This is a genomic window from Pseudomonas sp. R45(2017) (genome assembly GCF_002112305.1).
GTDB lineage: Bacteria > Pseudomonadota > Gammaproteobacteria > Pseudomonadales > Pseudomonadaceae > Aquipseudomonas > Aquipseudomonas paraglycinae.
On the sequence record NZ_NEHH01000001.1, the window covers coordinates 268,746 to 292,532 of the forward strand.

At 61.6% G+C, this 23,787-nt stretch carries 24 protein-coding genes; 7 read left to right on the forward strand and 17 right to left on the reverse strand.

Annotated elements, in window-relative coordinates; all coding sequences use genetic code 11:
* Nucleotides 1–23: 23 nt before the first annotated feature.
* From CAF74_RS01275 to CAF74_RS01330, 12 genes are all read right to left on the reverse strand, one after another.
* Entirely contained in the window at nt 24–620 is a 597-nt protein-coding gene (locus tag CAF74_RS01275) for a nucleotidyltransferase family protein (protein WP_085745061.1), read from the reverse strand.
* The gene (locus tag CAF74_RS01280; protein ID WP_085745062.1) at nt 617–1,597 is read right to left on the reverse strand and encodes an XdhC family protein; all 981 of its coding nucleotides are present in this window, start codon (nt 1,595–1,597) and stop codon (nt 617–619) included. The genes CAF74_RS01275 and CAF74_RS01280 overlap by 4 nt, the downstream gene beginning before the upstream one ends.
* Nucleotides 1,597–3,918 (reverse strand): xanthine dehydrogenase family protein molybdopterin-binding subunit, encoded by a 2,322-nt coding sequence (locus CAF74_RS01285; RefSeq protein ID WP_085745063.1) that lies wholly within the window; start codon nt 3,916–3,918, stop codon nt 1,597–1,599. The genes CAF74_RS01280 and CAF74_RS01285 overlap by 1 nt, the downstream gene beginning before the upstream one ends.
* A complete protein-coding gene (locus CAF74_RS01290; RefSeq protein WP_039770687.1) occupies nt 3,915–4,385 on the reverse strand; it encodes a (2Fe-2S)-binding protein in 471 nt (156 codons plus the stop codon). The genes CAF74_RS01285 and CAF74_RS01290 overlap by 4 nt, the downstream gene beginning before the upstream one ends.
* 247 nt (nt 4,386–4,632) lie before the next feature.
* The gene (murB, locus tag CAF74_RS01295; RefSeq protein WP_085745064.1) at nt 4,633–5,652 is read right to left on the reverse strand and encodes a UDP-N-acetylmuramate dehydrogenase; all 1,020 of its coding nucleotides are present in this window, start codon (nt 5,650–5,652) and stop codon (nt 4,633–4,635) included.
* Nucleotides 5,649–6,113 (reverse strand): low molecular weight protein-tyrosine-phosphatase, encoded by a 465-nt coding sequence (locus CAF74_RS01300; protein WP_064598568.1) that lies wholly within the window; start codon nt 6,111–6,113, stop codon nt 5,649–5,651. Before CAF74_RS01300 ends, murB begins: the two co-directional genes overlap by 4 nt.
* Nucleotides 6,113–6,877: a 3-deoxy-manno-octulosonate cytidylyltransferase gene (gene kdsB, locus CAF74_RS01305; protein ID WP_064383500.1), complete on the reverse strand. Its 765-nt coding sequence runs from the start codon at nt 6,875–6,877 to the stop codon at nt 6,113–6,115. The genes CAF74_RS01300 and kdsB overlap by 1 nt, the downstream gene beginning before the upstream one ends.
* Nucleotides 6,874–7,059, reverse strand: a complete 186-nt coding sequence (locus tag CAF74_RS01310) for a Trm112 family protein (RefSeq protein WP_003174668.1) — start codon at nt 7,057–7,059, stop codon at nt 6,874–6,876. Before CAF74_RS01310 ends, kdsB begins: the two co-directional genes overlap by 4 nt.
* Before the next feature lie 24 nt (nt 7,060–7,083).
* A complete protein-coding gene (gene lpxK / locus CAF74_RS01315) occupies nt 7,084–8,094 on the reverse strand; it encodes a tetraacyldisaccharide 4'-kinase (RefSeq protein ID WP_085745065.1) in 1,011 nt (336 codons plus the stop codon).
* On the reverse strand, nt 8,094–8,522 hold the full coding sequence (locus CAF74_RS01320) for a biopolymer transporter ExbD (protein ID WP_085745066.1): 429 nt from the start codon (nt 8,520–8,522) through the stop codon (nt 8,094–8,096). The genes lpxK and CAF74_RS01320 overlap by 1 nt, the downstream gene beginning before the upstream one ends.
* Entirely contained in the window at nt 8,519–9,154 is a 636-nt protein-coding gene (locus CAF74_RS01325) for a MotA/TolQ/ExbB proton channel family protein (RefSeq protein WP_163976130.1), read from the reverse strand. The genes CAF74_RS01320 and CAF74_RS01325 overlap by 4 nt, the downstream gene beginning before the upstream one ends.
* A gap of 78 nt (nt 9,155–9,232) precedes the next feature.
* Complete coding sequence (locus CAF74_RS01330) at nt 9,233–11,476, reverse strand: DNA internalization-related competence protein ComEC/Rec2 (RefSeq protein WP_085745067.1); 2,244 nt, start codon at nt 11,474–11,476, stop codon at nt 9,233–9,235.
* A gap of 136 nt (nt 11,477–11,612) precedes the next feature.
* Here CAF74_RS01330 and CAF74_RS01335 point away from each other — a divergent pair, with 136 nt between their 5' ends.
* A complete protein-coding gene (locus CAF74_RS01335) occupies nt 11,613–12,131 on the forward strand; it encodes a DUF2062 domain-containing protein (RefSeq protein WP_085745068.1) in 519 nt (172 codons plus the stop codon).
* A 54-nt stretch (nt 12,132–12,185) separates the two neighbouring features.
* Here CAF74_RS01335 and CAF74_RS01340 read toward each other — a convergent pair whose 3' ends face one another.
* The 4 genes from CAF74_RS01340 to CAF74_RS01355 form a co-directional block, all read right to left on the reverse strand.
* The gene (locus tag CAF74_RS01340) at nt 12,186–12,965 is read right to left on the reverse strand and encodes an ABC transporter permease (protein ID WP_011335453.1); all 780 of its coding nucleotides are present in this window, start codon (nt 12,963–12,965) and stop codon (nt 12,186–12,188) included.
* Nucleotides 12,962–13,894 (reverse strand): ABC transporter ATP-binding protein, encoded by a 933-nt coding sequence (locus CAF74_RS01345; protein WP_085612257.1) that lies wholly within the window; start codon nt 13,892–13,894, stop codon nt 12,962–12,964. The genes CAF74_RS01340 and CAF74_RS01345 overlap by 4 nt, the downstream gene beginning before the upstream one ends.
* A gap of 133 nt (nt 13,895–14,027) precedes the next feature.
* Nucleotides 14,028–14,651 (reverse strand): glutathione S-transferase, encoded by a 624-nt coding sequence (locus CAF74_RS01350; protein ID WP_085745069.1) that lies wholly within the window; start codon nt 14,649–14,651, stop codon nt 14,028–14,030.
* A 43-nt stretch (nt 14,652–14,694) separates the two neighbouring features.
* Nucleotides 14,695–15,354, reverse strand: coding sequence for a transglutaminase family protein (locus CAF74_RS01355; protein WP_085745070.1), 660 nt, complete (start codon nt 15,352–15,354; stop codon nt 14,695–14,697).
* A gap of 248 nt (nt 15,355–15,602) precedes the next feature.
* Between CAF74_RS01355 and CAF74_RS01360 the strand changes: the two genes are divergently transcribed.
* Both CAF74_RS01360 and CAF74_RS01365 read left to right on the forward strand, forming a co-directional pair.
* Nucleotides 15,603–18,050, forward strand: a complete 2,448-nt coding sequence (locus CAF74_RS01360) for an acyl-CoA dehydrogenase (RefSeq protein WP_085745071.1) — start codon at nt 15,603–15,605, stop codon at nt 18,048–18,050.
* A gap of 74 nt (nt 18,051–18,124) precedes the next feature.
* Entirely contained in the window at nt 18,125–18,532 is a 408-nt protein-coding gene (locus CAF74_RS01365) for a PA2817 family protein (protein ID WP_007950758.1), read from the forward strand.
* A gap of 57 nt (nt 18,533–18,589) precedes the next feature.
* Here the strand turns inward: CAF74_RS01365 and CAF74_RS01370 are convergent, their stop codons facing one another.
* Entirely contained in the window at nt 18,590–19,585 is a 996-nt protein-coding gene (locus CAF74_RS01370) for a LysR family transcriptional regulator (protein ID WP_085745072.1), read from the reverse strand.
* A gap of 90 nt (nt 19,586–19,675) precedes the next feature.
* On the opposite strand from CAF74_RS01370, the gene CAF74_RS01375 reads away from it, so the two are divergent.
* The 4 genes from CAF74_RS01375 to CAF74_RS01390 all read left to right on the forward strand — a co-directional run bounded on the left by CAF74_RS01375 (nt 19,676) and on the right by CAF74_RS01390 (nt 23,781).
* Nucleotides 19,676–20,302 (forward strand): hypothetical protein, encoded by a 627-nt coding sequence (locus CAF74_RS01375; RefSeq protein WP_085745073.1) that lies wholly within the window; start codon nt 19,676–19,678, stop codon nt 20,300–20,302.
* Between the two features lie 90 nt (nt 20,303–20,392).
* A complete protein-coding gene (locus tag CAF74_RS01380) occupies nt 20,393–21,163 on the forward strand; it encodes a 2OG-Fe(II) oxygenase (RefSeq protein ID WP_085745074.1) in 771 nt (256 codons plus the stop codon).
* Nucleotide 21,164: 1 nt separating this feature from the next.
* A complete protein-coding gene (locus CAF74_RS01385) occupies nt 21,165–21,803 on the forward strand; it encodes a LysE family translocator (RefSeq protein WP_085745075.1) in 639 nt (212 codons plus the stop codon).
* 238 nt (nt 21,804–22,041) lie between these two features.
* The gene (locus tag CAF74_RS01390; protein ID WP_085745076.1) at nt 22,042–23,781 is read left to right on the forward strand and encodes a dipeptidase; all 1,740 of its coding nucleotides are present in this window, start codon (nt 22,042–22,044) and stop codon (nt 23,779–23,781) included.
* Nucleotides 23,782–23,787 lie beyond the last annotated feature (6 nt).

Here is a 23,787-nt window from a genome sequence, read left to right on the forward strand (position 1 = left end):
CTTTTTTATGCCTCAAGGTTTTATCAGGATGGCGGGAAAACCAGCGCATCCGGCACGTCGATATCCCACAACACACCCGGATCATCCACCGCGACTTCAATCACTCGTCCTTGGGCAAACAGCGGTCTGGCGCCGCGGTCACCGGACAAAGACATCAGTCCCGCTGCGAACGATCGACCAAACCCGACCGGATGCCCATAGTCACCGTTCAACGTCGGTACGCTGACCGCATCCTCGGCAATCGCCGCCACGACCCGTTCCATGCTCGACGGCAGGATGAACGGCATGTCACCCAGCACAATCAGCCAGCCATCGGCATCCGGGCAAGCCGCCACACCCGCCGCGATGCTGTCGCCCATTCCCGTGGATTCGATCGAGACAATGTCACACCCATAAGCCTGCGCCATGCGCATTGCCTGCGGGCGCGCCTCGGTCGTCACCAGCACTCGCTGGTCGAGGCTCGCCGGCAGGTTCACCAACACCTGCTCGATCACCGAACGCACCGCGCCATCACGCCCGGTGCAATCGGCCAGCAGCTTGTCCTTGTTGGCACCCGCCACTTCGCGAAAGCGGCTGCCCTCGCCCGCCGCCAGCACAATCACTCCGATGGATCGGCTCATACACTCTCCGCTGTTTTCTTCTGCTTGAGCTCGACACCATTCTTGATCGCGACGATTTCCGCCAACAGTGACAAGGCGATTTCCGACGGGGAATGGCTGCCAATATGCAAACCGATCGGCCCGTGCAAACGGGCGATGGCCGCTTCCGACAAGCCTAGCTCAGCCAGATTTTCCCGACGTTTGCGGCTATTGACCCGCGAGCCGAGCGCACCGACATAGAACGCTTTGGAATCGAGCGCCGTGAGCAGCGCCATGTCGTCCAGCCGTGGATCATGAGTCAGCGCGACAATCGCCGTGCGTTCATCGGTCTGGATGTTCAGCACCGCTTCATCCGGCATACCGGACACAAAGCGCCCATGCTGTTCTTCCCAGCCATAGACGAATTCGGTGCGCGGATCACAGATCAGCACTTCGAAATCCAGCAACCGCGCCATCTCGGCCACATACCGCGACAACTGCCCGGCGCCGATCAACAGCAGGCGCCAGCGTGGGCCATAGATGGCGCGCAGGGTCTGGCCGTCGAAGCTCAAGGTGTCAGTCTTGCCGGCCGGTCGCAGCACCACCTCGCCAGTGCCGATGTTCAGCTCGCGAGCGACGATTTCGTGGGCTTCGCAGCGATCCAGCAACTCGGCGACCCACGCCGGATCGCCGACTCGCTCCTCGGTCAGGCGCAGAGTGCCGCCGCACGGCAGGCCGAAACGAGCCGCCTCTTCCTGCGTCACGCCGTAGGTGATCAACTGCACCGGCGGCCCGTCGGCGGGAATCCGTCCGTCGTGCAGCCGGGCGATCAGATCGTCCTCGACGCAACCTCCGGACACCGAACCGATCACCACGCCATCTTCGCGCAACGCGAGCATTGCGCCGGGCGCCCGGGGAGCGGTGCCCCAGGTCTGCACCACGCTGAACAACATCACTCGCTGCCCGGCGCGACGCCATTCGAGCACACTGCGCAGGACATTCAGATCGGCGCTGTCCATCACGCTTGCGCCTTCTGCCAGCCCTGCAACTGGTAGCGCACCGGCAGGTTGCGAATGCGCTGACCGGTGGCGGCGAAGATCGCATTGCACAGCGCCGGCGCAATCGGCGGCACGCCGGGCTCACCAACACCGCCCAATGGCACCTCACCCGGCGGCGTCACCAGATGCACCGCGACTTCCTTCGGCGCCAGCGACATGCGCGCCACTTCATACATATGGAAGTTGTCCTGCTGCACCTTGCCGTCCTTGAAGCTGATTTCGCCCCACACGGCATTGCCCAGGCCCATCACGCAGGCGCCTTCGAACTGCGAACGGATCCGCTCCGGGTTGATCTGCGGGCCGCAATCCACGGCGATATCGGCCTTGTGCACGATCAATGTGCCGTCGTCCTTGACCTCGACTTCGATCACCGCCGCCACGTAGGTGACGAAGCTGTAATGCACCGCCAATCCGAGACCACGGCCCTTAGGTAATTGACGCCCCCAACCCGCCGCCTTGGCCGCGGTTTCGAGCACGGTGCGCATCCGCCCGGTGTCGATCGGATAACGCTCTGGGGATTCGCCGTAGTTCCATTCTTCACTGAGCGTACGCGGGTCGATCTGCCGATCCGGGCCGAGCAACTTGATCTGATACTTGAGCGGATCTTCCTTGGCCTTGTGCGCCAGTTCGTCGACGAAGCTCTGAATTGCGAAGCCATGGGGAATGTTCGACACCGAGCGATACCACCCGACCCGCGTATGCACCGTGGCTTCAGGGTTTTCCAGGCGCACGTTGGGAATCGCGTAGGCCATGTTGGTGAAGCCCATGCCCAGCTCGAACGCGGCTTCGTGGTTCATGCCCGGCGCAAACAGCGCGGTGATGCTCGGCGCTACCGTGCGGTGCAGCCAGGCGGACGGCAAGCCGTCCTTGCCGACGCCGGCCTTGAGGTATTCGGCGGACACAGTGTGGAAATACGAGTTGTGGATGTCGTCTTCCCGGGTCCATTGCACGCGCACTGCTTTGCCAGGAAATTCCTTGGCGAGCACGGCAGCCTCAACGACGAAGTCCGGTTTGGACTTGCGGCCGAAACCACCGCCGAGCAGTGTCACGTTAAAGGTGACGTTATCGAATGGCAGCCCCAGGCGTTCGGCGATCCGCTCGCGGGTAACCTGCGGCGCCTGGCTCGGTGCCCACGCCTCGCAGGTGCCATCCTTGTAACGGGCGATGGCAACCATCGGCTCCATCGGTGCCTGGGCCAGATGCGGCAAGTAATAGGAGGCTTCCAGAGTGCTGGCGGCACTGCCGATGGCCTTGTCGATGTCGCCGGTATTGCGTACCACTTTGCCCGGTTTCAGCGAAGCGGCTTCGATCTCCTTGCGATAGGCGACCGAGTCATAAGTGGCGTTCGGGCCATCGTCCCACTCGATCTTCAGCGCTTCACGACCTTTCAATGCCGCCCAGGTGTTGCTGGCCACCACGGCCACGCCGCCCAGTGGCTGGAATTCCGAAGGCAATGGCCGGGGTTCGATCTGGATGACTTTGAGCACGCCCGGCACTTTCAGCGCGGCGCTGTCGTCGACCGACTTGACCTTGCCGCCGTACACCGCCGGACGCGCAATGACCGCGAACAGCATGCCGTCGAAATGCACGTCGGCCCCGTAAACCGCCCTACCATTGACGATGTCGGCACCGTCGATGGCTTTGGTGCCTTCCTTGCCGATGTAACGAAATTCTGACGGCTGCTTGAGCCGCAGGCTGTCACGGGCCGGCACCGTCAGCGCACTGGCCGCAACGGCCAGCTCACCGTAACCCAACTCGCGCCCGGACGGCGTGTGAATGACTTTATGCAGTTGTGCGCGGCATTCGCCGACCGGCACCTTCCACTGCGCGGCGGCGGCCTGCTCCAGCATGGTCCGCGCGGCAGCGCCGCAACGGCGCATCGGTTCGTACCAGTGACGCATGCTGCGCGAGCCGTCGGTGTCCTGGTTGCCGAAGCGTACCTCATCACCCGGCGCCTGCTGAACCTTGACGTGGGCCCAGTCGGCTTCCAGCTCATCGGCGACCACCATGGTCAGGCTGGTGCGCACGCCCTGACCCATTTCCGAACGGTTGCAGACCACGGTCACCGTGCCGTCAGCGGCAATGCTGACGTAAACCTTCGGATCGTCGATCCAGCCGTTGGGCATGCCATCGGCGCCGAACTGCTTCGGTTTGTCTTCGGCCAGCGCATCCTGCCAGCCCCAGCTAGCGGCCAGCACCAACGCACCGGTGGCGCCGACGCCCTTGAGGAAGCCCCGGCGACTCAGGTTGCTCAGGGCGAAATCGTTCGGTAGACGGCTCATGCCTTGGCCTCCTTCAGGTGAGTGGAGGCCTGACGGATCGCGGTCTTGATCCGATTGTAGGTGCCGCAACGACAAATGTTGCCGACCATCGCTTCTTCGATCTGCTCATCGCTCGGGTTCGGGTTGGTCTTGAGCAACGCGGTGGCGGACATGATCTGCCCGCCCTGGCAGTAACCGCATTGGGCCACAGCCGTGTCGAGCCAGGCTTGCTGGACGATCTGACCGACCGGGTCGGCATGCAGGTTGTCGATGGTGGTCACGTTCTGCCCGACCACCGAACCGATCGGGGTGATGCAACTGCGCGCCGGCGCGCCGTCGATATGAATGGTGCATGCACCGCACAGGCCCATGCCGCAGCCGAACTTGGTGCCGTTGTAACCGGCGACGTCACGGATCGCCCACAACAGCGGCATGTCCTCGGTGACATCGAGTGGATGGTCTTGACCATTAAGTTTCAGGGTAATCATGGGCACGCCCGCATATTCATGGAGGTTATGGGGTCGAGCCATCTGCCACCGCAGGGACGGTGGTGGTTCGCGCAGATCGGCTCAGGCTAATCAGGCTCTCTTGTGCCGACGGGAACGTCTGCACCGGGCCTTTGGTGGAGCAAATGACTGGTATCGTTAGCTGACTACGTTAACCCGCGATTAACAAAAAAGCCCTGCACTTTTTTAAATAGTGCAGGGCTTTGGGTTCAGCCTTGAAAGCGTAGCCTCAATAGCGATTGGGCTCCATTTCCAGCTCGACATTGAAACGTTCTGCAATGTCTTTCTGGATGCGCTGAGCCAGATCGAGCAATTGCAGCCCGGTCGCCGCGCCGTAGTTGACCAGCACCAGCGCCTGCAATTTATGCACGCCGGCATCGGCCTCGCGGAAACCTTTCCAGCCCGCTCGCTCGATCAACCAGCCCGCCGCCAGTTTCATCTGCCCGTCCGGTTGCGCGTAGGCCACCAGATCCGGGTGCTGCGCCTTGATCTGTGCGACCACGGCCGCCGACACCAGCGGGTTCTTGAAGAAGCTGCCGGCATTGCCGAGTACCGCCGGGTCCGGCAGTTTTTCGCTGCGAATGCTGCAAATCGCTCGACTGACATCCGTCGGCGTCGGCTGCTCGATGCCCTGCTCGGTCAGACGCTGACGCACCGGGCCGTATTCCAGGTGCAGATGCGCGACTCGATTCAATGCGAAGCGCACTCGCAGGATCAACCAACGACCCGGCTGCTGTTTGAACACGCTGTCGCGGTAGGCGAAGTTGCACTCTTCCAGACTGAAGTCGCGCAGCTCGCCGGTCTGGCGATCCAGCGCCGTCAGGCCGGCGAACACATCCTTGATCTCGACACCGTAGGCACCGATGTTCTGCATCGGCGCGGCGCCGACAGTGCCGGGGATCAGGCTGAGATTCTCCAGCCCGGAAAAACCCTGCGCCAGCGTGTGCTGCACGAACGGGTGCCATGGCTCCCCAGCTTCGGCTTCGATCACCACGCGGTTGCCGTCGTCGCTGATGACGCGGATGCCACGAGTGGCCATGCGCAGCACCAGCGCCGGGATGTCCGCCGTGAGCAACAGGTTGCTGCCGCCACCGATCACCAGCAACGGCACATCGTGGGAAGTCGCGTAAGCCAGGGCTTCGCGCACATCGGCGTCACTGTGGGCTTCGGCAAACAGCTGCGCGCGAACGTCGACGCCGAAGGTATTGAAGGGTTTCAGGGAAACCTGCGGTTGCACCTGCAAACTCATAACCGCCCCTTCACTTCGATCAACAGCTGATCGCAGGCACGTTCGATCAGATCCAGCACCTGCTCGAAACCCTGATCGCCGTCGTAATACGGATCCGGTACTTCATCGACTTCGCCTTCATAGCGGCGCAGGAACAGATCCAGCTCGGCCTTGCCGGTGGACGGTTGCAAGGCCTTGAGGTTGCGCAGGTTGCTGTTGTCCATGGCGAGGATCAGGTCGTAGCTGGCGAAATCGGCGCGGCTGACCTGCTGGGCGCGTTGCGCCGACAGGTCATAACCACGCAGTTTGGCCGCAGCCTGGCTGCGCTTGTCCGGCGGATTGCCGACGTGCCAGTCGCCGGTGCCGGCGGAGGCCACTTCGACCTGATCCGCCAGTCCCGCTTCACGCAACTTGTGGCGCAAAACGCCTTCGGCGGTGGGCGAACGGCAGATGTTGCCCAGGCATACGAACAGAACGCGCATCAGGCCTCCAGCAGGCGACGGACGCGCTCGAGATCTTCGGCGGTGTCGACCCCGGTCGGCGGCGCGATCAACGCGTCAGCCACATGAATCCGCACGCCGTGCCACAGGGCACGCAGTTGTTCGAGGGATTCGGTGTTTTCCAGCCAGCACGGGCCCCAGCTCACGAAATCCTGAAGGAAGCCGGCGCGGTAGGCATAAATGCCGATGTGGCGACGATAGGGCACGCCTTCCGGCAACACATCGCGGCTCTTGGCGAACGCATCGCGGGCCCATGGCAGGGTCGCGCGACTGAAGGTCAGCGCCAGACCGTTGAGGTCACTGACAACCTTGACCACGTTCGGGTTGAACAGGGTTTCCACGTCTTCGATCGGCTCGGCCAGGGTGGCCATGCGCGCTTCGGTGTGGGCTGCGAGGTTGGCGGCGACCTGATCGATCACGCTCGGCGGGATCAGCGGTTCGTCACCCTGCACGTTGACCACGATGGCATCCGGCTCCAGACCCAACTTCGCGGCCACTTCGGCCAGACGATCAGTGCCGGAGTTGTGATCTTCACGGGTCAGCACCACTTCGGCGCCGAAGGCCTTGCAGGCCTCGACAATGCGCGCATCGTCGGTGGCCACGACCACACGGCTGGCGCTGCTTTTGCTGGCCTGTTCCCAGACGTGCTGAATCATCGGCTTGCCGGCGATATCCAGCAGCGGCTTGCCCGGTAGACGGGTCGAGGCGTAGCGCGACGGGATGACAACGGTGAAGGCTGTGGTCATTTATCCAGACGCTCGTCGGTGGTCAGGGTGCGGGCTTCGCTTTCCAGCATGACCGGGATGCCGTCGCGGATCGGGTACGCCAGGCCGGCGCCCTTGCTGATCAGTTCGGTCTTGTCGGCGCTGAGCTTGAGCGGGCCTTTGCAGATCGGGCAGGCGAGGATGTCGAGCAGTTTGGTGTCCATGAACATTCCCTGGATAAAAACGGATTAAGGCAAAAGACGATCCGGCAACAGGCGCATCAGTTGCGTGTCGAACCAGGCCACGAAGGCCGGCGACGGCACGGCATCGACCGCCAGGTACCACCAGTCATCGGCGGCGAAGGCACGGCACTTCACCGCGTCCTTTTCAGTCATCACCACTGGCAATGACGGCGTGAAACTCAAGGCCTGCACGCTGTATTCGGCGTGATCGGCAAACGCGTGGGGCACAGGCCGCCAGTCTAGCGCTTCGAGGGTATTGAAGAAACGTTGCGGGTTGCCGATCCCGGCCACCGCGTGCACGGCCTGACCGGGCGGGAAATGATCGAGCGACCGGCGTTCGCCGCTGCGCAGATTGACCAGCGCCGACGGTTTGAGACGGAAAGCGAATCCGCCGTCGCGATCCTCAAGGGCGCCATTGAATAGCACACCGTCAACGCTTTGCAGGCGCTCGGCCGGCTCGCGCAGGGGGCCGGCGGGCAGGCAGCGCTGGTTGCCAAGGCCACGAGCGGCGTCGATCAGCACCAGTTCCAGATCCCGCGCGAGGCGGTAATGCTGCATGCCGTCATCGGACAGGATCAGGTCCAGCGGCTCGCTGTCCAGCAGGGCTCTGACGGCGGCGCTGCGATCGGGGTCGATCATCAGCGGCACGCCGGTGCGCTGCACGATCAGCAAAGGTTCGTCGCCGGCGATGTCGGCAGTCTGGTCAGCTTCGACCCGCCATGGCAGTTGCGCCGGTTTGGCGCCGTAACCGCGACTGACCACGCCGACCCGCAGCCCGTGGCGTCGGCAATGCTCGATCAGCCACAGGATCATCGGCGTCTTGCCGGTGCCGCCGACGGTGATGTTGCCGACCACGATCACCGGCACCGGGGATTGATAGATCTCACCCTCGCCGTCGAGAAAACGCTGACGCTTGCCGGCCACGACGCGGCGGTACAGCCACTCCAGCGGCCGCAACAGCGTCAGGGCCGGGTGCCCCTCGTACCATGCGGCGAGCAGACGATCGGACATGGCCATCAGGATTTGGGCGCCGCCTCGACCGTGGTCATGCGCAGATGGCTGAAACCGAGCTTGCCGGCCGCGTCCATGGCGGTGATCACGGATTGGTGCTGAGTCTTGCCGTCAGCACTGATCGACAACGGCATGTTGGTGTCGCCGTTGGATTCTTTCTGCATGGCTTCCATCAGGGTGGCCAGATCGTTTTTCGGCAGAATCCTGTTGTTCACCGAGAACACGCCTTCGGCGCTGATGGCCACGTCCAGTTGCTTGACCTGCTGATCCTCGGCCGGCGAGCCGCTGACCGCTTCCGGCAGATCGACGCGCAGTTGGGTTTCGCGGGTGAAGGTGGTGGTCACGACGAAAAACAGCAACAGGATGAACACCACGTCGATCAGCGACGCGAGGTTGATGTCGATCGTTTCCCGGGGCTTGCGACGGAATTTCACGCTTTGCCCCCGGCCAGATCGACGTCACGGTCGCCCTGCACCACTTCCACCAGTTTGATCGCTTCCTGTTCCATGCCCACCACCAGTTCATCGATGCGGCGTTGCAGGAAACGGTGGAAGAACACTGCCGGAATACCGACCATCAGGCCCGCAGCAGTGGTGATCAGCGCCTTGGAAATACCGCCGGCCAGCACCGCAGCATTGGTGGTCATTCCCGAGCCGGTGAAGGCGCTGAAAATATCGATCATGCCCAGCACCGTGCCCAGCAGACCGAGCAGCGGCGACATGGCGGCGATGGTGCCCAGCGCGTTGACGTAGCGCTCCAGCTCGTGGATGACCCGGGCGGCCGCTTCTTCAATGCACTCCTTCATGATCTCGCGACCATGCTTGGAGTTGGCCAGGCCCGCGGCGAGGATTTCACCCAGCGGCGAGTTGGCGCGCAATTCCTTGAGTTTTTCCTTGTTGAGCTGCTTGTCCTTGATCCAGACCCAGACCTGACCCAGCAGATGCTCAGGGGTGACGCGACTGGCGCGCAGGGTCCACAGGCGCTCGGCTACGATCGCCATGGCGGCGATGGAACTCAGAATGATCGGCAACATCATCCAGCCGCCGGATTTGACCAATTCCCACACAGTGACAGCCCCCTCGAAAAAGTGCGCCACTTTACCATACCGGTTCGCGATAAAGACCCGTCGCCCCGACGACCGTGCTCAACGGTACTCCGCCCCCGGCAACGGCGGGTCGCGCCAGAAGCGACGTTGTTGACGCAACGACCGGGCCGGCTGAAACCGCCCCAGTTGCAGATGAATGGCGCCCTGCTCGGCGCTGTCATGGATGTGTATGCCCTGTTTGCGGTAGCGGGCAATGACCGTCGGGTGCGGGTGGCCGAACGAATTGCCCTGCCCCCGGGAAATCAGCACGGCATGAGGCTGCAAAACCTTGAGCAAGGCCATCGATGAGGAACTGCGGCTGCCATGGTGCGGGGCTTGCAGCCACTGGGTGGGAACTGCCAGCACGCTATTGAGCAGGTCCCGTTCAGCGGCGCTGTCGATGTCGCCGGTCAGCAGCAACCGTTCGCCATTGGCTTCGATCTGCAACACGCAGGAACGCTGGTTGCTGTCATGGGCGTCAGCCCATTGCCATAGATGAAAGGCCACGCCGTCCCACTGCCATTGCCGCCCGGTTTCACAGGCCTCGGCGTTGAGCGCTTCGGGCAGACCCGGCGGGTCGCCGCTGATGACGAAGCTGACCGGCAAGCCTTTCGCCACGGCCAGTGCTCCCCCCGCGTGATCGGCATCGGCATGGCTGAGCAGCATCAGGTCGAGGTGGTTTACGCCCAGTTTGTGCAAGGCCGGCAGCACCACCCGCTCGCCTGCATCAAAGTCACCGAAGCGCGGGCCGCTGTCGTACAGCAAAGTGTGATGCCGGGTACGGACCACTATCGCCAGGCCCTGGCCGACGTCCAGGTGCCAGACATCGGCCACGCCTTCGGCCAGTCGTTCCCCGGGCGCAAATGCCAGCACCAGCAGCAACGGCCAGCCCAAGGGACGCAGGGGAACGCCTCGGGGCAGCAATAACAGCAGTGCACCGATGCAGCCCAGCGCCAGACCCCATCCCGGCATCGACGCCGCAACCCACGCCGGCCACCGCCCGGCAATCAGGGCAAGTGATCGGAACAACCCGTCGATCAGTCCGCCCGCCAGCCACAGCAGCCCTTCCCCGACATGAGGGATCGGCAGCAGCAATGTGCCCAGCAACGCCGGCGGCAACACCGCAAAACTGACCCACGGCACCGCCAGCAGATTGGCCAGTGGCCCGCTGAGACTGATCGGCAGACTCAGCGCCAGCAGCACCGGGCACAAGCCGATCGCGATCAACCACTGCGCGCGCGTCCAGGTTTGCCACCAGCGCCACGGCCCCAGACGGCCACCGAAGGTGAAGATCAACACAGCCACCGCCGTGAACGACAGCCACAACCCCGGACGCAGACTGGCCAGCGGATCCATCAACAACACGCCGTTGAAGGCCAGCAGCAACGGCCACCAGGCACCGAGGTGGCGAAAGCGCAAACGCCACAACAACACCAGCGCTACCATCACGCAGGCCCGCCGTACCGGCACATCGAACCCGGCCAGCAGGCCGTAACCCAGCGCCGCCGCGAACGCCAGACCGCACGCCCAGGGCAGCCAGGGCCAACGCAGCGGCCAAATCCCGACCCGTGCCATCCCGGCGACCAACGCATACAGCAACGCCGCCAACAGCCCGATGTGCTGACCGGAAATCACCAGCAGGTGCACGGTGCCGGTGTCCTGCAAGATCTGCCAGTCCTCGCGACTGAGCCCAGAACCATCGCCGAGCACCAACGCAGCCAGAGCGCCGTTACGTCCCTGAGCATCCACCGCAAGCAAGCGCTGCCGAATGCTGTCACGCCAGGCCCACTGCGCCGGCGCCAGACGCTGGCCATCTTTCACCGTCCCGGTGGCGCCGATGCGCTGTGCCAGCAGCCAGGCTTCGTAATCGAACGCATCCGGATTGAGCAGGCCGCCGGGACGCTTGAGCTTGACCGCCAGTCGCCAGCGTTCGCCACTTTTGACCTCAGGCCCGGCGTACCAGGCCAGACGCATCAGCGACGGCAGTTTCTCGTGACGCGAACGCGCATCGGCCAGTTCGAAGCGCACGACACCTTCGGCATTCTGCGGCAAGCCGACGACCCGCCCCTCCACCCAGCGCGTTTCGCCATCCAGCCGGGAAGGTAGTCGATCATCCAGCGCCAGCTGCGCGCTGAAGCTCGCCCATGTAAATCCAAGCAGCAAAAACGCCAGTGGATAGCTGCGAAACGGCAGGAGCATCAGCGCCACCCACGGCAACACCAGCAATAACCCGACCGGCGGCAAGGCCGGTAAAAAAACCGGAGCCAGCAGACCGACCGCCAGCGCCATCATCCCTGTGCGCATAAGCCCGTCCTTGAGAGTCCCACCTTCAGGCATAGCGGTTGCCGGGCACGGGCGTCGTTATCAATTGTCACAAAGTCTGAATGGGCGGTTCATGGAATCCAGACATACTTGCCGCCTTAACCGACCGAGAAGCCTTATGCCCCGGCGCTTATTCAAACGTTACATGCCCGACCCGACGAGCATCAGGGAACACAAATCCTTACGCTTTCTCGGCACGTTGCTGCATGACCCGAACCTCTGGCACCTCAACCGACATTCGGTGGCCCGCGCCATGGCCGTTGGCCTGTTCGCCGCGTTCCTGCCGATTCCCGCACAAATGCTGGTGGCCGCCGTCCTGGCGATCATGGTGCGCGGCAACATGCCGATTGCCGTCAGCCTGGTCTGGCTGACCAATCCGATCACCATGCCGGCGGTGTTCTTCTGCACCTATCAGGCCGGGGCCTGGCTGATGGATGTTCCCGCCCGCACGCTCCCCGACGAATTGACCTGGGAATGGATCAGCGGCGAGCTTTCGACCCTGTGGCAACCGTTCTTGCTGGGTTCGGTGGTGGTCGGGCTGGCACTGGGCGCCCTCGCCTATTGCTTGGTGATGATGTACTGGCGCTGGTGGGTGTCCCGGCAATGGGCGCGGCGCAAGAAAAGTCGTCAGTCCTGAACGCAAAACGGCCTCCACTTTGGGAGGCCGTTTTTCATTGCAGCATTGAAGAAATCAGGTGCGCATTCCGCGCCCGCTCACCAGCAGCCGCGCACAACCGAAATACAGCACCACGGTTGCCACCAGCATGAAGGTGATCGCAATACCGATACGGATATCCGACACACCGAGGATGCCGTAACGGAAGGCGTTGACCATATGCAGCACCGGGTTGGCCAGCGACACGGTTTGCCAGAACGGCGGCAGCAAGGTGATCGAATAGAACACGCCGCCCAGGTAGGTCAGCGGGGTCAGCACAAAGGTCGGGATGATCGAGATGTCATCGAAGTTGCGCGCAAACACCGCGTTGATGAAGCCCAGCAGCGAGAAGATCGTCGCCGTCAGCACCACCACCAGCACCGTCACGCCAAGATGGTGTACCTGCAAATGGGTGAAGAACAGCGACAGGATCGTCACAATCACACCCACCATCAGGCCGCGCAGGACGCCACCAATGGTGTAACCGATCAGGATCGTGTGCGGCGACACCGGCGACACCATCAGCTCTTCGATGGAGCGCTGGAACTTGCTGCCGAAGAAGCTCGACACCACGTTGCCGTAGGAGTTGGTGATCACCGACATCATGATCAGCCCCGGCACGATGTACTCCATGTAGGTGAAGCCACCCATATCGCCGATCTGCCGGCCGATCAGGTTACCGAAGATCACGAAGTACAGAACCATGGTGATCGCCGGCGGCAGCAGAGTCTGCGGCCAGATCCGGGTGAAGCGTCTGACTTCGCGGTAAACGATGGTGTTGAGGGCAACGAGGTTGGGGCGCAGCTCGGAACTCATACCGCCACCTTCGACAGATTTTTCTCCACCAGGGACACGAACAGCTCCTCGAGGCGATTGGTTTTATTGCGCAGGCTCAGCACTTCGATGTTCTGCAGGGCCAGTTGGCCGAACAGCGCAGTGATGCCCATGGACTTGTCGACCTGGACTTCCAGCGTATGAGCGTCTACCAGCCGGGCCGGATAGCCGACCAGTTGCGGCGCAACCGCCAGATCACTCTTCAGGTCGAGCAGGAAAGTCTCCACATGCAGTTGGCCGAGCAGCTGACGCATGCTGGTGTTCTCGACGATGGTGCCGTGGTCGATGATCCCGATGTTGCGGCACAGCTGCTCAGCCTCTTCCAGGTAGTGGGTGGTGAGGATGATAGTGATGCCTTTCTGGTTCAGTTCGGTGAGGAACGTCCACATCGAACGGCGCAGCTCGATATCCACCCCGGCGGTCGGTTCATCGAGGATCAGCAGACGCGGTTCATGCACCAGCGCCCGGGCGATCATCAAGCGACGCTTCATGCCGCCGGACAGCGAACGCGACGGCACATCGCGTTTGTCCCACAGGCCGAGCTGGGTCAGGTACTGCTCGGCGCGTTCCTTGGCGATCTTCGCCGGAATGCCGTAGTAACCGGCCTGGGTCACGACGATGTCGAAGGTCTTTTCGAACTGGTTGAAGTTGAATTCCTGGGGCACCACGCCGATGGAGCGCTTGAGCGCCGCCGGGTTCTTGTCCAGGTCGTGGCCAAAGATATTCACCGTGCCGCTGGTCTTGTTGACCAGGGTCGAGAGAATGCCGATGGTCGTGGATTTGCCGGCGCCGTTGGGGCCGAGCAAGGCGAAGAAGTCACCTTCGGCGACGTCCAGATCGATACCACTCAAGGCCTGGAACCCGTTGCCGTAGGTTTTGGTTAGCTGCCGGATGGACAGAGCGGAACTCATATCGGATTTACGCACCCAGTAAAGAAAAAAGGACTGATAAAAGGCCGGCGGCGAGGAAGACAACCGCAGCGCTAGAGCGCAATGGTGCTTGCCGTCGCCGCACAAGTACAGTCAAGTGTGTCGATAGTAGGTATTAAGTCAACGCGGTCATGACAGCTTTCTGATACGCCGGACGCTGCTTCAGCCGCGCATACCAGGCTTCAAGATTCGGCTGTGACGCGCGCTCGATCGGCATCTCGAACCAGGCATAAATGAAACTGCCGAGCGGGATATCGCCCATGCCGATTTCATTACCGGACAGATACGGCTGATCCTTCAGCGCCTGATCGGCCATCGCCAGCAAGCCGTCACATTCCTTGATCGCCGCATGGATTGCCGGCCAGTCCTGTTTGTCTGCCGGGGTACGCAGAACGCCCCAGAACACCGTGCGAAACGGTCCGGCAAAACTGGAAGTCGTCCAGTCCATCCATTTGTCAGCGGTGGCGCGGATCTGCGGATCCGCCGGGTACCACGAAGTATCGGCTGCATGCTTTGCCAGCAGGTAACGCACAATGGCATTGGATTCCCACAGCACAAAACCGTCGTCCTGAATCACCGGCACCCGCCCGTTCGGGTTCATTGCCCGGTACTCCGGCGTGTCGACCACCCCAAACGCGCCACCGGCATCGATGGCCTCGTAGGCCAGCCCGAGCTCTTCGGCCGCCCACAACGGTTTTCTGACATTCGACGAATTCTTGCGACCCCAGATCTTCAGCATGACCGCCTCTTTTCCAGTAAATGGGCAGGCAGCATACGCCGGATCAGAGGCTGCCGACATCACCGCGCATGTCACCGGACAGTGGCGTCTGCTGATCGTTGAACAGGTGCGGATAACATTTCTGCAGATGTTCGAAGAAAAAAGATTCCGGTACATCGGCGAACTGGCCGTGATCGACCAGGTACTCCATCAGCAGCGCACCATCGCTGTTGTACGGGTGGAAAACGCTGTCGCTCATGCCGTCGAATTCCAGCGGCGCAACGTTGAACATTTCGCAGAGTTTCTGGTTGAACGCGGGTGTGGCTTTCACCCAGCGATCATTGAGAAACAGCTCGGTATAACCATGCATGGCGAACACTTCGCTTCTCAGCAGTTCAAGCAGACGCGGCGTCGACAGATGATTTTTCACATCCGCAAGACCAATGCGTGCGGGGATCCCGCAATGGCGCGCGCAACCGGCGAGCAACGTGGCCTTGGGCACGCAATAACTCTCACCCGCCGCCAGCGCGTAGCTGCCGCGCAAGGTCTGCGGGTCGCGGCTGAAGGTGTACATGTTGTAACGCACCGCCTCGCGCACGGCGTAATAAAGACTGACCGCCTGCGCGAGCGGATCGCGGCTGGCACCACGGTGCTGCTCGGCGAACTCCACCACCGAGGGGTGGTCACTATCGATGAAGCGGCCGGGGCTCAGATACTCGTGCATGACGACATTCTCCTGATTGAGCCCCGAGTCTAGCGAGAGGTTCAGCACAGAGATAACGACGTTTCGGCCAAACATGCACGCAAAGACGCGGAAGCGGCGAACGATTTCCCACGCGTGTTGCCCACCGAACCTACAAAAGACATCCGGGGTTTCCCACGATTTCAATCACCTTGCTCTGACCGCCCCGTTTTGCAGATGCCGTCTAAGCTCTGGTGGGTCGGTTCGCCCTGGTTCACGGAGGATTAAATATGCTGTTGTTGTGGATACTGGTTCTGATCGTCGGCGTGGCGTATCTGGCCCACCGGCGCATCGCCCCGCTGCCGGCACTGGGTATCGTCGCCGCTTACCTGTTGGCGATGGGGATTTTCAGCCACGCACCGGGCTGGTTGCTGCTGATTTTCTGGGTCGTGCTGGCGCTGGTGGCCGCCCCGCTGCTGTTGCCTGACCTGCGCCGCAAACACTTCACCGCGCCGCTGTTCAGCTGGTTCCAGAAAACCCTGCCTCCGATGTCGCAGACCGAACGCGACGCGATCGACGCCGGCACGGTGTGGTGGGACGGCGAACTGTTCAGCGGCCGTCCGGATTGGGACAAGCTGCTGTCCTATCCCAAGGTGCAACTGAGCGAAGAGGAACAGGCGTTCATCGACGGCCCGACCGAAGAGCTCTGCGCCATGGTCACTGACTGGCAGATCGGCCAGTCGATGGACCTGCCGCCCGAAGCCTGGACCCACATCAAGGAACACGGTTTCTTCGCCCTGATCATTCCCAAGGAGTTCGGCGGCAAGGGTTTCTCCGCCTACGCCCACTCCCAGGTGGCGATGAAACTGGCGACCCGCAGCGGCGACCTCGCCTCCACCGTGATGGTGCCCAACTCCCTCGGCCCGGCCGAACTGTTGCTGCATTACGGCACCGACGAACAACGTAATCATTACCTGCCACGGCTGGCCCGGGGCGACGACATTCCGTGCTTCGCTTTGACCGGCCCGCTCGCCGGCTCCGACGCCGGCGCCATGCCCGACACCGGAATCATCTGCAAGGGCGAATGGGAAGGTCAGGAAACCCTCGGCCTGCGCCTGAACTGGGAAAAACGCTACATTACCCTCGGCCCGGTCGCGACCCTGCTTGGCCTCGCCTTCAAGGCCTATGACCCGGATCATCTGCTCGGTGACAAGGAAGACCTGGGCATCAGCCTGGCGCTGATCCCGACCGACACCCCCGGCGTGGAAATCGGCCGCCGCCACTTGCCGCTGGGCGCGGCGTTCATGAACGGTCCGAACTCCGGCAAGGACGTGTTCATCCCGCTGGACTACCTCATCGGCGGCCAGGACATGCTCGGCAAAGGCTGGATGATGCTGATGAACTGCCTGTCGGTCGGGCGCTCGATCTCGCTGCCGGCAGTGGGCACCGGCGCGGCCAAGTTCACCAGTCTGGTAACCGGGCAATACGCGCAGATTCGCGAGCAGTTCAACGTGCCACTCTCAGCATTCGAGGGCATTCAGGAAGCCATGGCGCGGATCGGCGGCAATGCCTGGATGATGGACGCCGCGCGGATGCTGACCGCCAACGCGGTGGACTTGGGCGAGAAACCTTCGGTGCTGTCGGCGATCCTCAAATATCACCTCACCGAGCGCGGTCGCGAGTGCATCAGCCACGCGATGGACGTGCACGGCGGCAAGGCGATCATCATGGGCCCGAACAACTACCTGGGCCGCAGCTGGAACGGCGCGCCGATCTTCATCACCGTGGAAGGCGCGAACATTCTTTCGCGCAACCTGATGATCTTCGGCCAGGGCGCGATCCGCTGCCATCCGTTCGTCCTCAAGGAAATGGCCCTCGCCGGACGCGAGGACAAGGACCAGGCGCTCAAGGAATTCGATGGCCTGCTGCTCAAGCACATCGGATTTGCCGTGAGCAACGCCGCCAGCACGCTGGTGCTGAACCTCGGCTTCGGCCATTTCGAACATGCACCGGGAGACAAGCTCAGCCAGGGTTATTTCCGCGCCCTCAACCGTCAGGCTGCCGCGTTTGCCATGCTCGCCGACCTGAGCATGATGCTGCTGGGCGGCGAACTGAAACGCCGCGAGCGTCTGTCGGCGCGTCTGGGTGATGTGCTGAGCAACCTGTATCTGGCCTCGGCGGCGCTCAAGCGTTATCACGACCTCGATTCCCCGGCCTACATGGAACCGCTGTTCAGATGGGCCATGGAAGAAAGCCTCGGCCAGTCGGAAAAAGCGCTGGATGAACTGCTGACCAACTTCCCGAACCGGGTCTTCGGCTGCCTGCTGCGAGTGATCGTGTTCCCGTTCGGCCGCCGTCACAAAGGCCCGTCGGACAGACTCGGTGCCGAAGTGGCTGCGGTCATCGGCCGGGCCAAGGGCGATCCGGCGCTGGAAGAACTGCTTGCCGGCTGCTATCGCCCGCAATCGGCCGACGATGCGGTCGGTGCGCTGCAGCACGCCTGCGATCAGTTGAACGCTGCGCAACCGCTGCACAAAAAACTGCACACCTCGCTCAAGAGCGGTCAGGTCAAACCGGTCGCCGGCGAACACGCCATCGATGCGGCGCTGGAGGCCGGGGTATTGCAGGCCGTGGAAGCCCAGACCCTGCGTGATGCCGAAGCGGCTCGACGCAAGGTGATCGATGTCGATGATTTCGACAAGGAGCAACTGAAACCGGCGGACGGCAAAATCCGCTGATCCCTTCAATCAGTGAAAAACGGGCGCAGGGGCTTTATACTCCCGCGCCCGTTTTGCTCTTGAGGACTTATCTCGTGTCCAACGTCGTTGCCGATCATCTGGTTTTGCTCGACCACCTGCGCAGTATCCTGGTCGCCGTAGGTGAGGCCGATCAGGTTCCCGAAGAAAGCCATGCCCTGTTCCTGGAGCGTTTCGATGAACTGCTGGCGTCACTGCCGATCGAGCCGATCGAAAGCCAATACCTGGGCCAGGACATCCTGACTCAAGTGATTACCCGTTACCCGCAAATTGCCCACCTGATCCCGCGGGATCTGCTGTGGTTCTTCGCCGGCGACTGCCTGCATTACCTGTCCGACGAAGAAATCGACATGTACCAGGCGCTGGAAGAACGCCGCTACGAAGCCGAACAGAACGATGAACCGTTCGACTGGAACCAGGAAAAACAGCTGCTGGCGATGTCCGCCCAGGACAGCAAGCACTGATTTTCGCCCGATAAAAAAGGCCCGCATGGTGATCCATGCGGGCCTTTTTTTATCGGGTCAGAGCAACCCTTCACTCTCGGGCAATTCGTACTCCGCCAACGGTTTTGAACCGCCGGATTTTGCCGGCTTGCTCAGGGTCGGCTCTTTCTCCAGGCACTCCACCAGATAGTCGATGAACACCCGCAGCTTCGGCGGCAGATAGCGCGTCGGCGAATGCAGCAACCACAACCCGCCGTGGTACGACGCCAGGAACGTCCAGTCCGGCAGGACCTGCACGATCAGCCCCTGCTCCAGGGCATAACGCGCGGTGAAATACGGCAGGCTGCCAATGCCGATGTGCTGCAACACGGCGCCCAGACGCACGCCGGTGTGATTGGCGGCATAGCGCCCGCGCACGCCGACAGTGACGGCTTTCGTGCCTTTCTTGAATTTCCAGCGCGCATCGCTCGGGGTTTCGCCCAGGTAAATGCAACTGTGGTTGAGCAAGTCATGGGGATGAGTTGGCGTCCCGTGTTCGGCCAGATACTGCGGCGTCGCGCAGAGCAAATGGTCGATGGTCAACAGTTGTCGTCCCACCAGTCCAGCCGGTGGACGGTCCGTGATGCGAATGGCCAGGTCGACATGGTCGTCGATCAGATCCACCTGGCGGTCTTCCAGCAACAACTCCACATCGACCTTCGGGTAGCGCCGCAGAAACTCCGGCATGTGCGGATGAATCACGAAGCGCCCCACTGCTTTCGGCACGCTGACCCGCACCAGACCTTCGGCTTCGTGAGTGAACTGGCCGCTGATCTCCATCACCGACTTCGCTGCGCTGACCATTTCCTGGCAGCGCTTGAACACTTCTTCTCCGCCATCGCTCAAGCGCAGTTTGCGCGTGGTGCGTTGCAGCAGCCGCGTGGCCAGCGCCTTCTCCAGCCGGGAAATGCTGCGGCTGACTGCCGACGGCGATGAGCCTAATTGGCGAGCGGCTTCGGAGAAGCTGCCGGTCTCGACGACCTTGACGAAAATCGCCATTTCACCGAGCAGCGGCAGTGGGAGATTTATGCTCACAGCGCAACAGTCCTTTGATGTTTGAACGGATTATCACGTTATTGCACGATTCATATAATTAAAAAAGAAACTTTAATAAAGGCATGGAATATGACGCTTCGCCTCTTTTTCCATAGTGATGACCTCAAGGCCAATGTGGAAGTCCTCGACTGCACGCCCCACGAGAACGAATTCGCCGTTGTGTTGCGCGCCACACTTTTTCATCCCCAGGGCGGTGGCCAACCCTGTGATACCGGCTGGATTGGCGACAGCCAGGTGCTGCGGGTCGTTCAGGAACCGGACCGGATCATTCATTTCGTCGATCAACCGGTGCCACTGGGCATGACCCAGATTCGCGTCGACGAAGAACGCCGCCGCTTCAACACCCGCATGCACTCTGCCGGGCATTTGATCGGCCACTTTGTCCAGGCCATGGGCTGGATGCCGATCAAGGCCCATCACTGGCCGGACGAGGGCCGGGTGCAATTCAAGCCCGGAGATTCGGCTCAGGAAGTCGATGCACAAGTCGTTCAATACGGCATCGGGCAATGGATCGAACACGATCTGCCACGCCTGACGTCCCTGCGCGAAGGCGCACGGGAAATCGGTTTCGGTGAACTGCCAGCCTATGGCTGCGGTGGCACCCATGTACGCAGCCTGAAGGATCTGGGCACAGTCACGATCGCGTCCCTTTCGCAGAAGAAAGGCACGTTGTCCGTCCACTACAGCGTGGATTGAGGATTTCGGGCGCTGCCAGATGCAGCGTCCGACGCCGGGGGAACCGCGTTCGCCGGTTCCGTTGACTATTCGATAGATGGACCTGAAACCATGATGCTTGACGTCGAGCGTCTCGATGAGACGTGCATAAAAAAACTGGCCAACGAAGAAGTCCTCGCCATCCGCGTCAAGGGCTTTCTGCCCCAGGCGCAGGCGATCCAGATTGGCGACAAGATCCTCGCGCCCGGCTTCGAGGGCTACATCAACGCGCCCAGCATCGGCCGCATCGGCATGGCGTTCTACGAGGCGGAAAACCAGCCGCTGCTGATCGAAGACTACTTCGAGCGCGCCACCCGCAACATCGCCGAGTTGCGTAACCGTTGCGCGCCCTATTCGTCACCGGTCGACACCCTGCGCTGCATGCTCGACGAATCCTGGCCGGCGGGTGCCCACCTGGAAAACCTTTACGGTCGCAAGATGTACGTCGGCCTGTCCCGGGTAGTGAAACCGGGCGTGTGCTTCCTGGCCCATCACGACATCTTCGCCAAGGACGCCCCGGAAAGTTTTCAGGCCCGCAGCCTCGAGGCGCAGTTCGCCTGCAACGTCTACCTCAACATGCCAACCGAAGGCGGCGCATTGCAGATGTGGGAAGACGACATTTCCCCGGACCGCTTCGATGAAATGCGCGGCGACAGCTACGGCATCGACCCGGCGCTGCTTGGCCCGCCCGCCCTCGAAGTACGCCCGGAGCCGGGGGATTTCATCATGTTCAATTCGCGTCGCATGCACTCGGTAACGCCGGGCGTGGCCGATCCGCGCTTGAGCCTTTCGTTTTTTGTCGGCTATCGCGGCAATGCTTCACCCTTGACTTTCTGGAGCTGAAATGACATCGAATTACCTGGGCGAGTTTCTGGCATTGGCCACCATCCACTTTCTGGCCGTGGTCGCTCCCGGCCCGGACTTCGCCGTGACCATCCGCCAGAGTGTGCGTTTCGGTCGACTGGTCGGCATCTGCACGGCATTGGGCATCGGCGCGGGAATTTCCGTGCACGTGCTGTACACCTTGCTGGGCGTAGGCGCCTTGATGCACACCACGCCCTGGCTGCTGACCGTCGCCAAAGTGGTCGGCGGTGCTTACATTCTTTACCTCGGCGTCAGCCTGATACGCAGCAAACCCAAGACGACAATGGAAGGCGAAAAGACCAGCGACGAACCGTTGATTGAACAATCGCTGTTCAAGGCGTTTTCCACCGGTTTCCTGACCAACGCCACCAACCCCAAGGCCACGCTGTTTTTCCTGGCGATCTTCACCACGATCATCAGCGCCAGCACACCTCTGCAAATCCAGGCCCTGTACGGGTTGTGGATGTGCGGGGTGAATGCGTTGTGGTTCGTGATCGTCGCGCTGTTCTTTTCCAGCAGCAAAGTGCGCGTGCTGTTCATGCGCATGGGCCACTGGTTCGAGCGCAGCATGGGGGTGATTCTGATCCTGTTTGCCGGGCGTCTGGTGTTGTCGATGTAATCTGCGCCCATAAAAGAGGCTCGCACAGTCAAGCTGGCGAGCCTCTTTTGCTTTCGGGATCCGTTGTAAGTCCTGCCCTAGAGGCCTCAATCCTATTTTTTCGATTCAGTGTCATTTTTGCGACGTGTCTCACTTCGGGGGCTCCCCTATCACTCGCTGGTGGTGTTAGTTTGCGAAACCGTCTGACGCTTCGATCAGATACCTCCTACTCACTGCCTGCAAAGGAATGCCCTTAGCAATGGACTTTTCACTCAAGCAACTGGCCGCCTCGACGTTGATTCTGGCCAGCCTTTCGTCCGTCACACTGCCAGCCCACGCCAACCTGACCGAGCAGCAGAGCGCGACCATCCTCAAGACATTCAACGAGGCAAAGGTCAGTGATTTCAGAGCGTTTCTCGGTGATCTGGCAAAGAACGACCTGAGCAAGACCGACGATCTGCGTCCAGCCATCAGCGCCTTCCTCGATAACAAGACGCTGACCGCCGAACAGCAAAACGAGATCCATCGCTTGCTCGGCCTCTACACTCGCGTGAAGTACGGCAAAGCCGCGCTGGAAACCCTGCGCGAACTGGTGGAAATCCCGACCTACCGCAAGGACGGTGTCGATCAGCACGACAACCCCGAGTTCATCAAGATCGCGGGCAAGATCAAAGCTCTAGCCGAGTCTTTCGGCCTGAACTACCGCAACATCGACAACCGCGTTTACGAAATATCCCTCGACGGCAGCGGCAAGGACGTCGTCGGCATTCACGCTCACGCCGACGTGGTGCCGGTAACGCCGGAAAACTGGGTACTGAAGGACGGCACCAAACTTGATCCGTTCAAAGTCACACTGATCGGCGACCGCATGTACGGCCGTGGCACCGAGGACGACAAGAACGGCATCGTCGTAACGCTTTACGCCATGAAGGTGATCAAGGAAGAGAAGCTGCCACTGGCACGCAATTTCAAACTGCTGGTGGACACCACCGAAGAAACCACCGGTGACGCGATTCCTTACTATTTCGAACGCAACCCGACGCCGGAGTACAACCTGGCGCTGGACGGTGGCTATCCGGTGGTGATTGCCGAGAAAGGTTACGGCACCGTCATGGCCAGGTTCGCCAAGCGCAAGGCCGAGGGCAAAGGCGCGGAAATCACCTCGATGACAGGTGGCCTGGCGACCAACCAGATTCCATCGGTTTCGGTCGTCACCCTGGTGACTGACAAACCTGCCGACCTGGCGGCCAGCCTGCAAAAGGCCGGCGCTGAATACGCCAAGCGCAATGGCGGCGATTTCGAAGTGAACGCCAAGGTCGATGGCAAAGACGTCAAACTCACCGTCACCGGTGTTTCCGCGCACTCGTCCGAGCCTGAATCCGGCGTCAACCCGGTTGCCCGCATGCTCGACTTCATCCACAGCGTGGACGGCAAGATCGCCCTCAAGCACAACCATATCACCGACGCTGCGCACTACGCCGCCGACAATTGGGGCCTGGACTACAAGGGCGGCAAGCTGGGCGTCGGTTTCGCCGATGACTTCATGGGCCCGCTGACCACTTCCCTGACCTACGTCGGCATGGACGACAAAACCTTCAAACTCGCGGTTAACCTGCGCGTGCCGAAGGGCAAGTCGCCGGAACTGCTCAAGACAGAAATCGCCGACAAACTGGCAGCCTGGAGCAAGAAAAACCATGTCGCGGTGAACTTCGACTATTCGATCGCCGAACCGATGTACCGCAACCCTGAAGGCGAATGGGTCAAGGCGCTGCTGGCGGTGGCCACCGAGAATCTGGGCATGAAACACGAATTCGGCACCTCGGCCGGCGCCACCTCGGTGCATGAACTGCCGAACGGTGTGCAATTCGGCCTGGCACGACCGGAGGTCAAATACACCGGTCACACCGATGGCGAGTTCAAGACCGTTGACCAGTTCTTGCTGGACCTGCAGATCGTTACCGAAATGATGGGGCGAATCGGGCAATTGCCAAAACTGTGATCCATA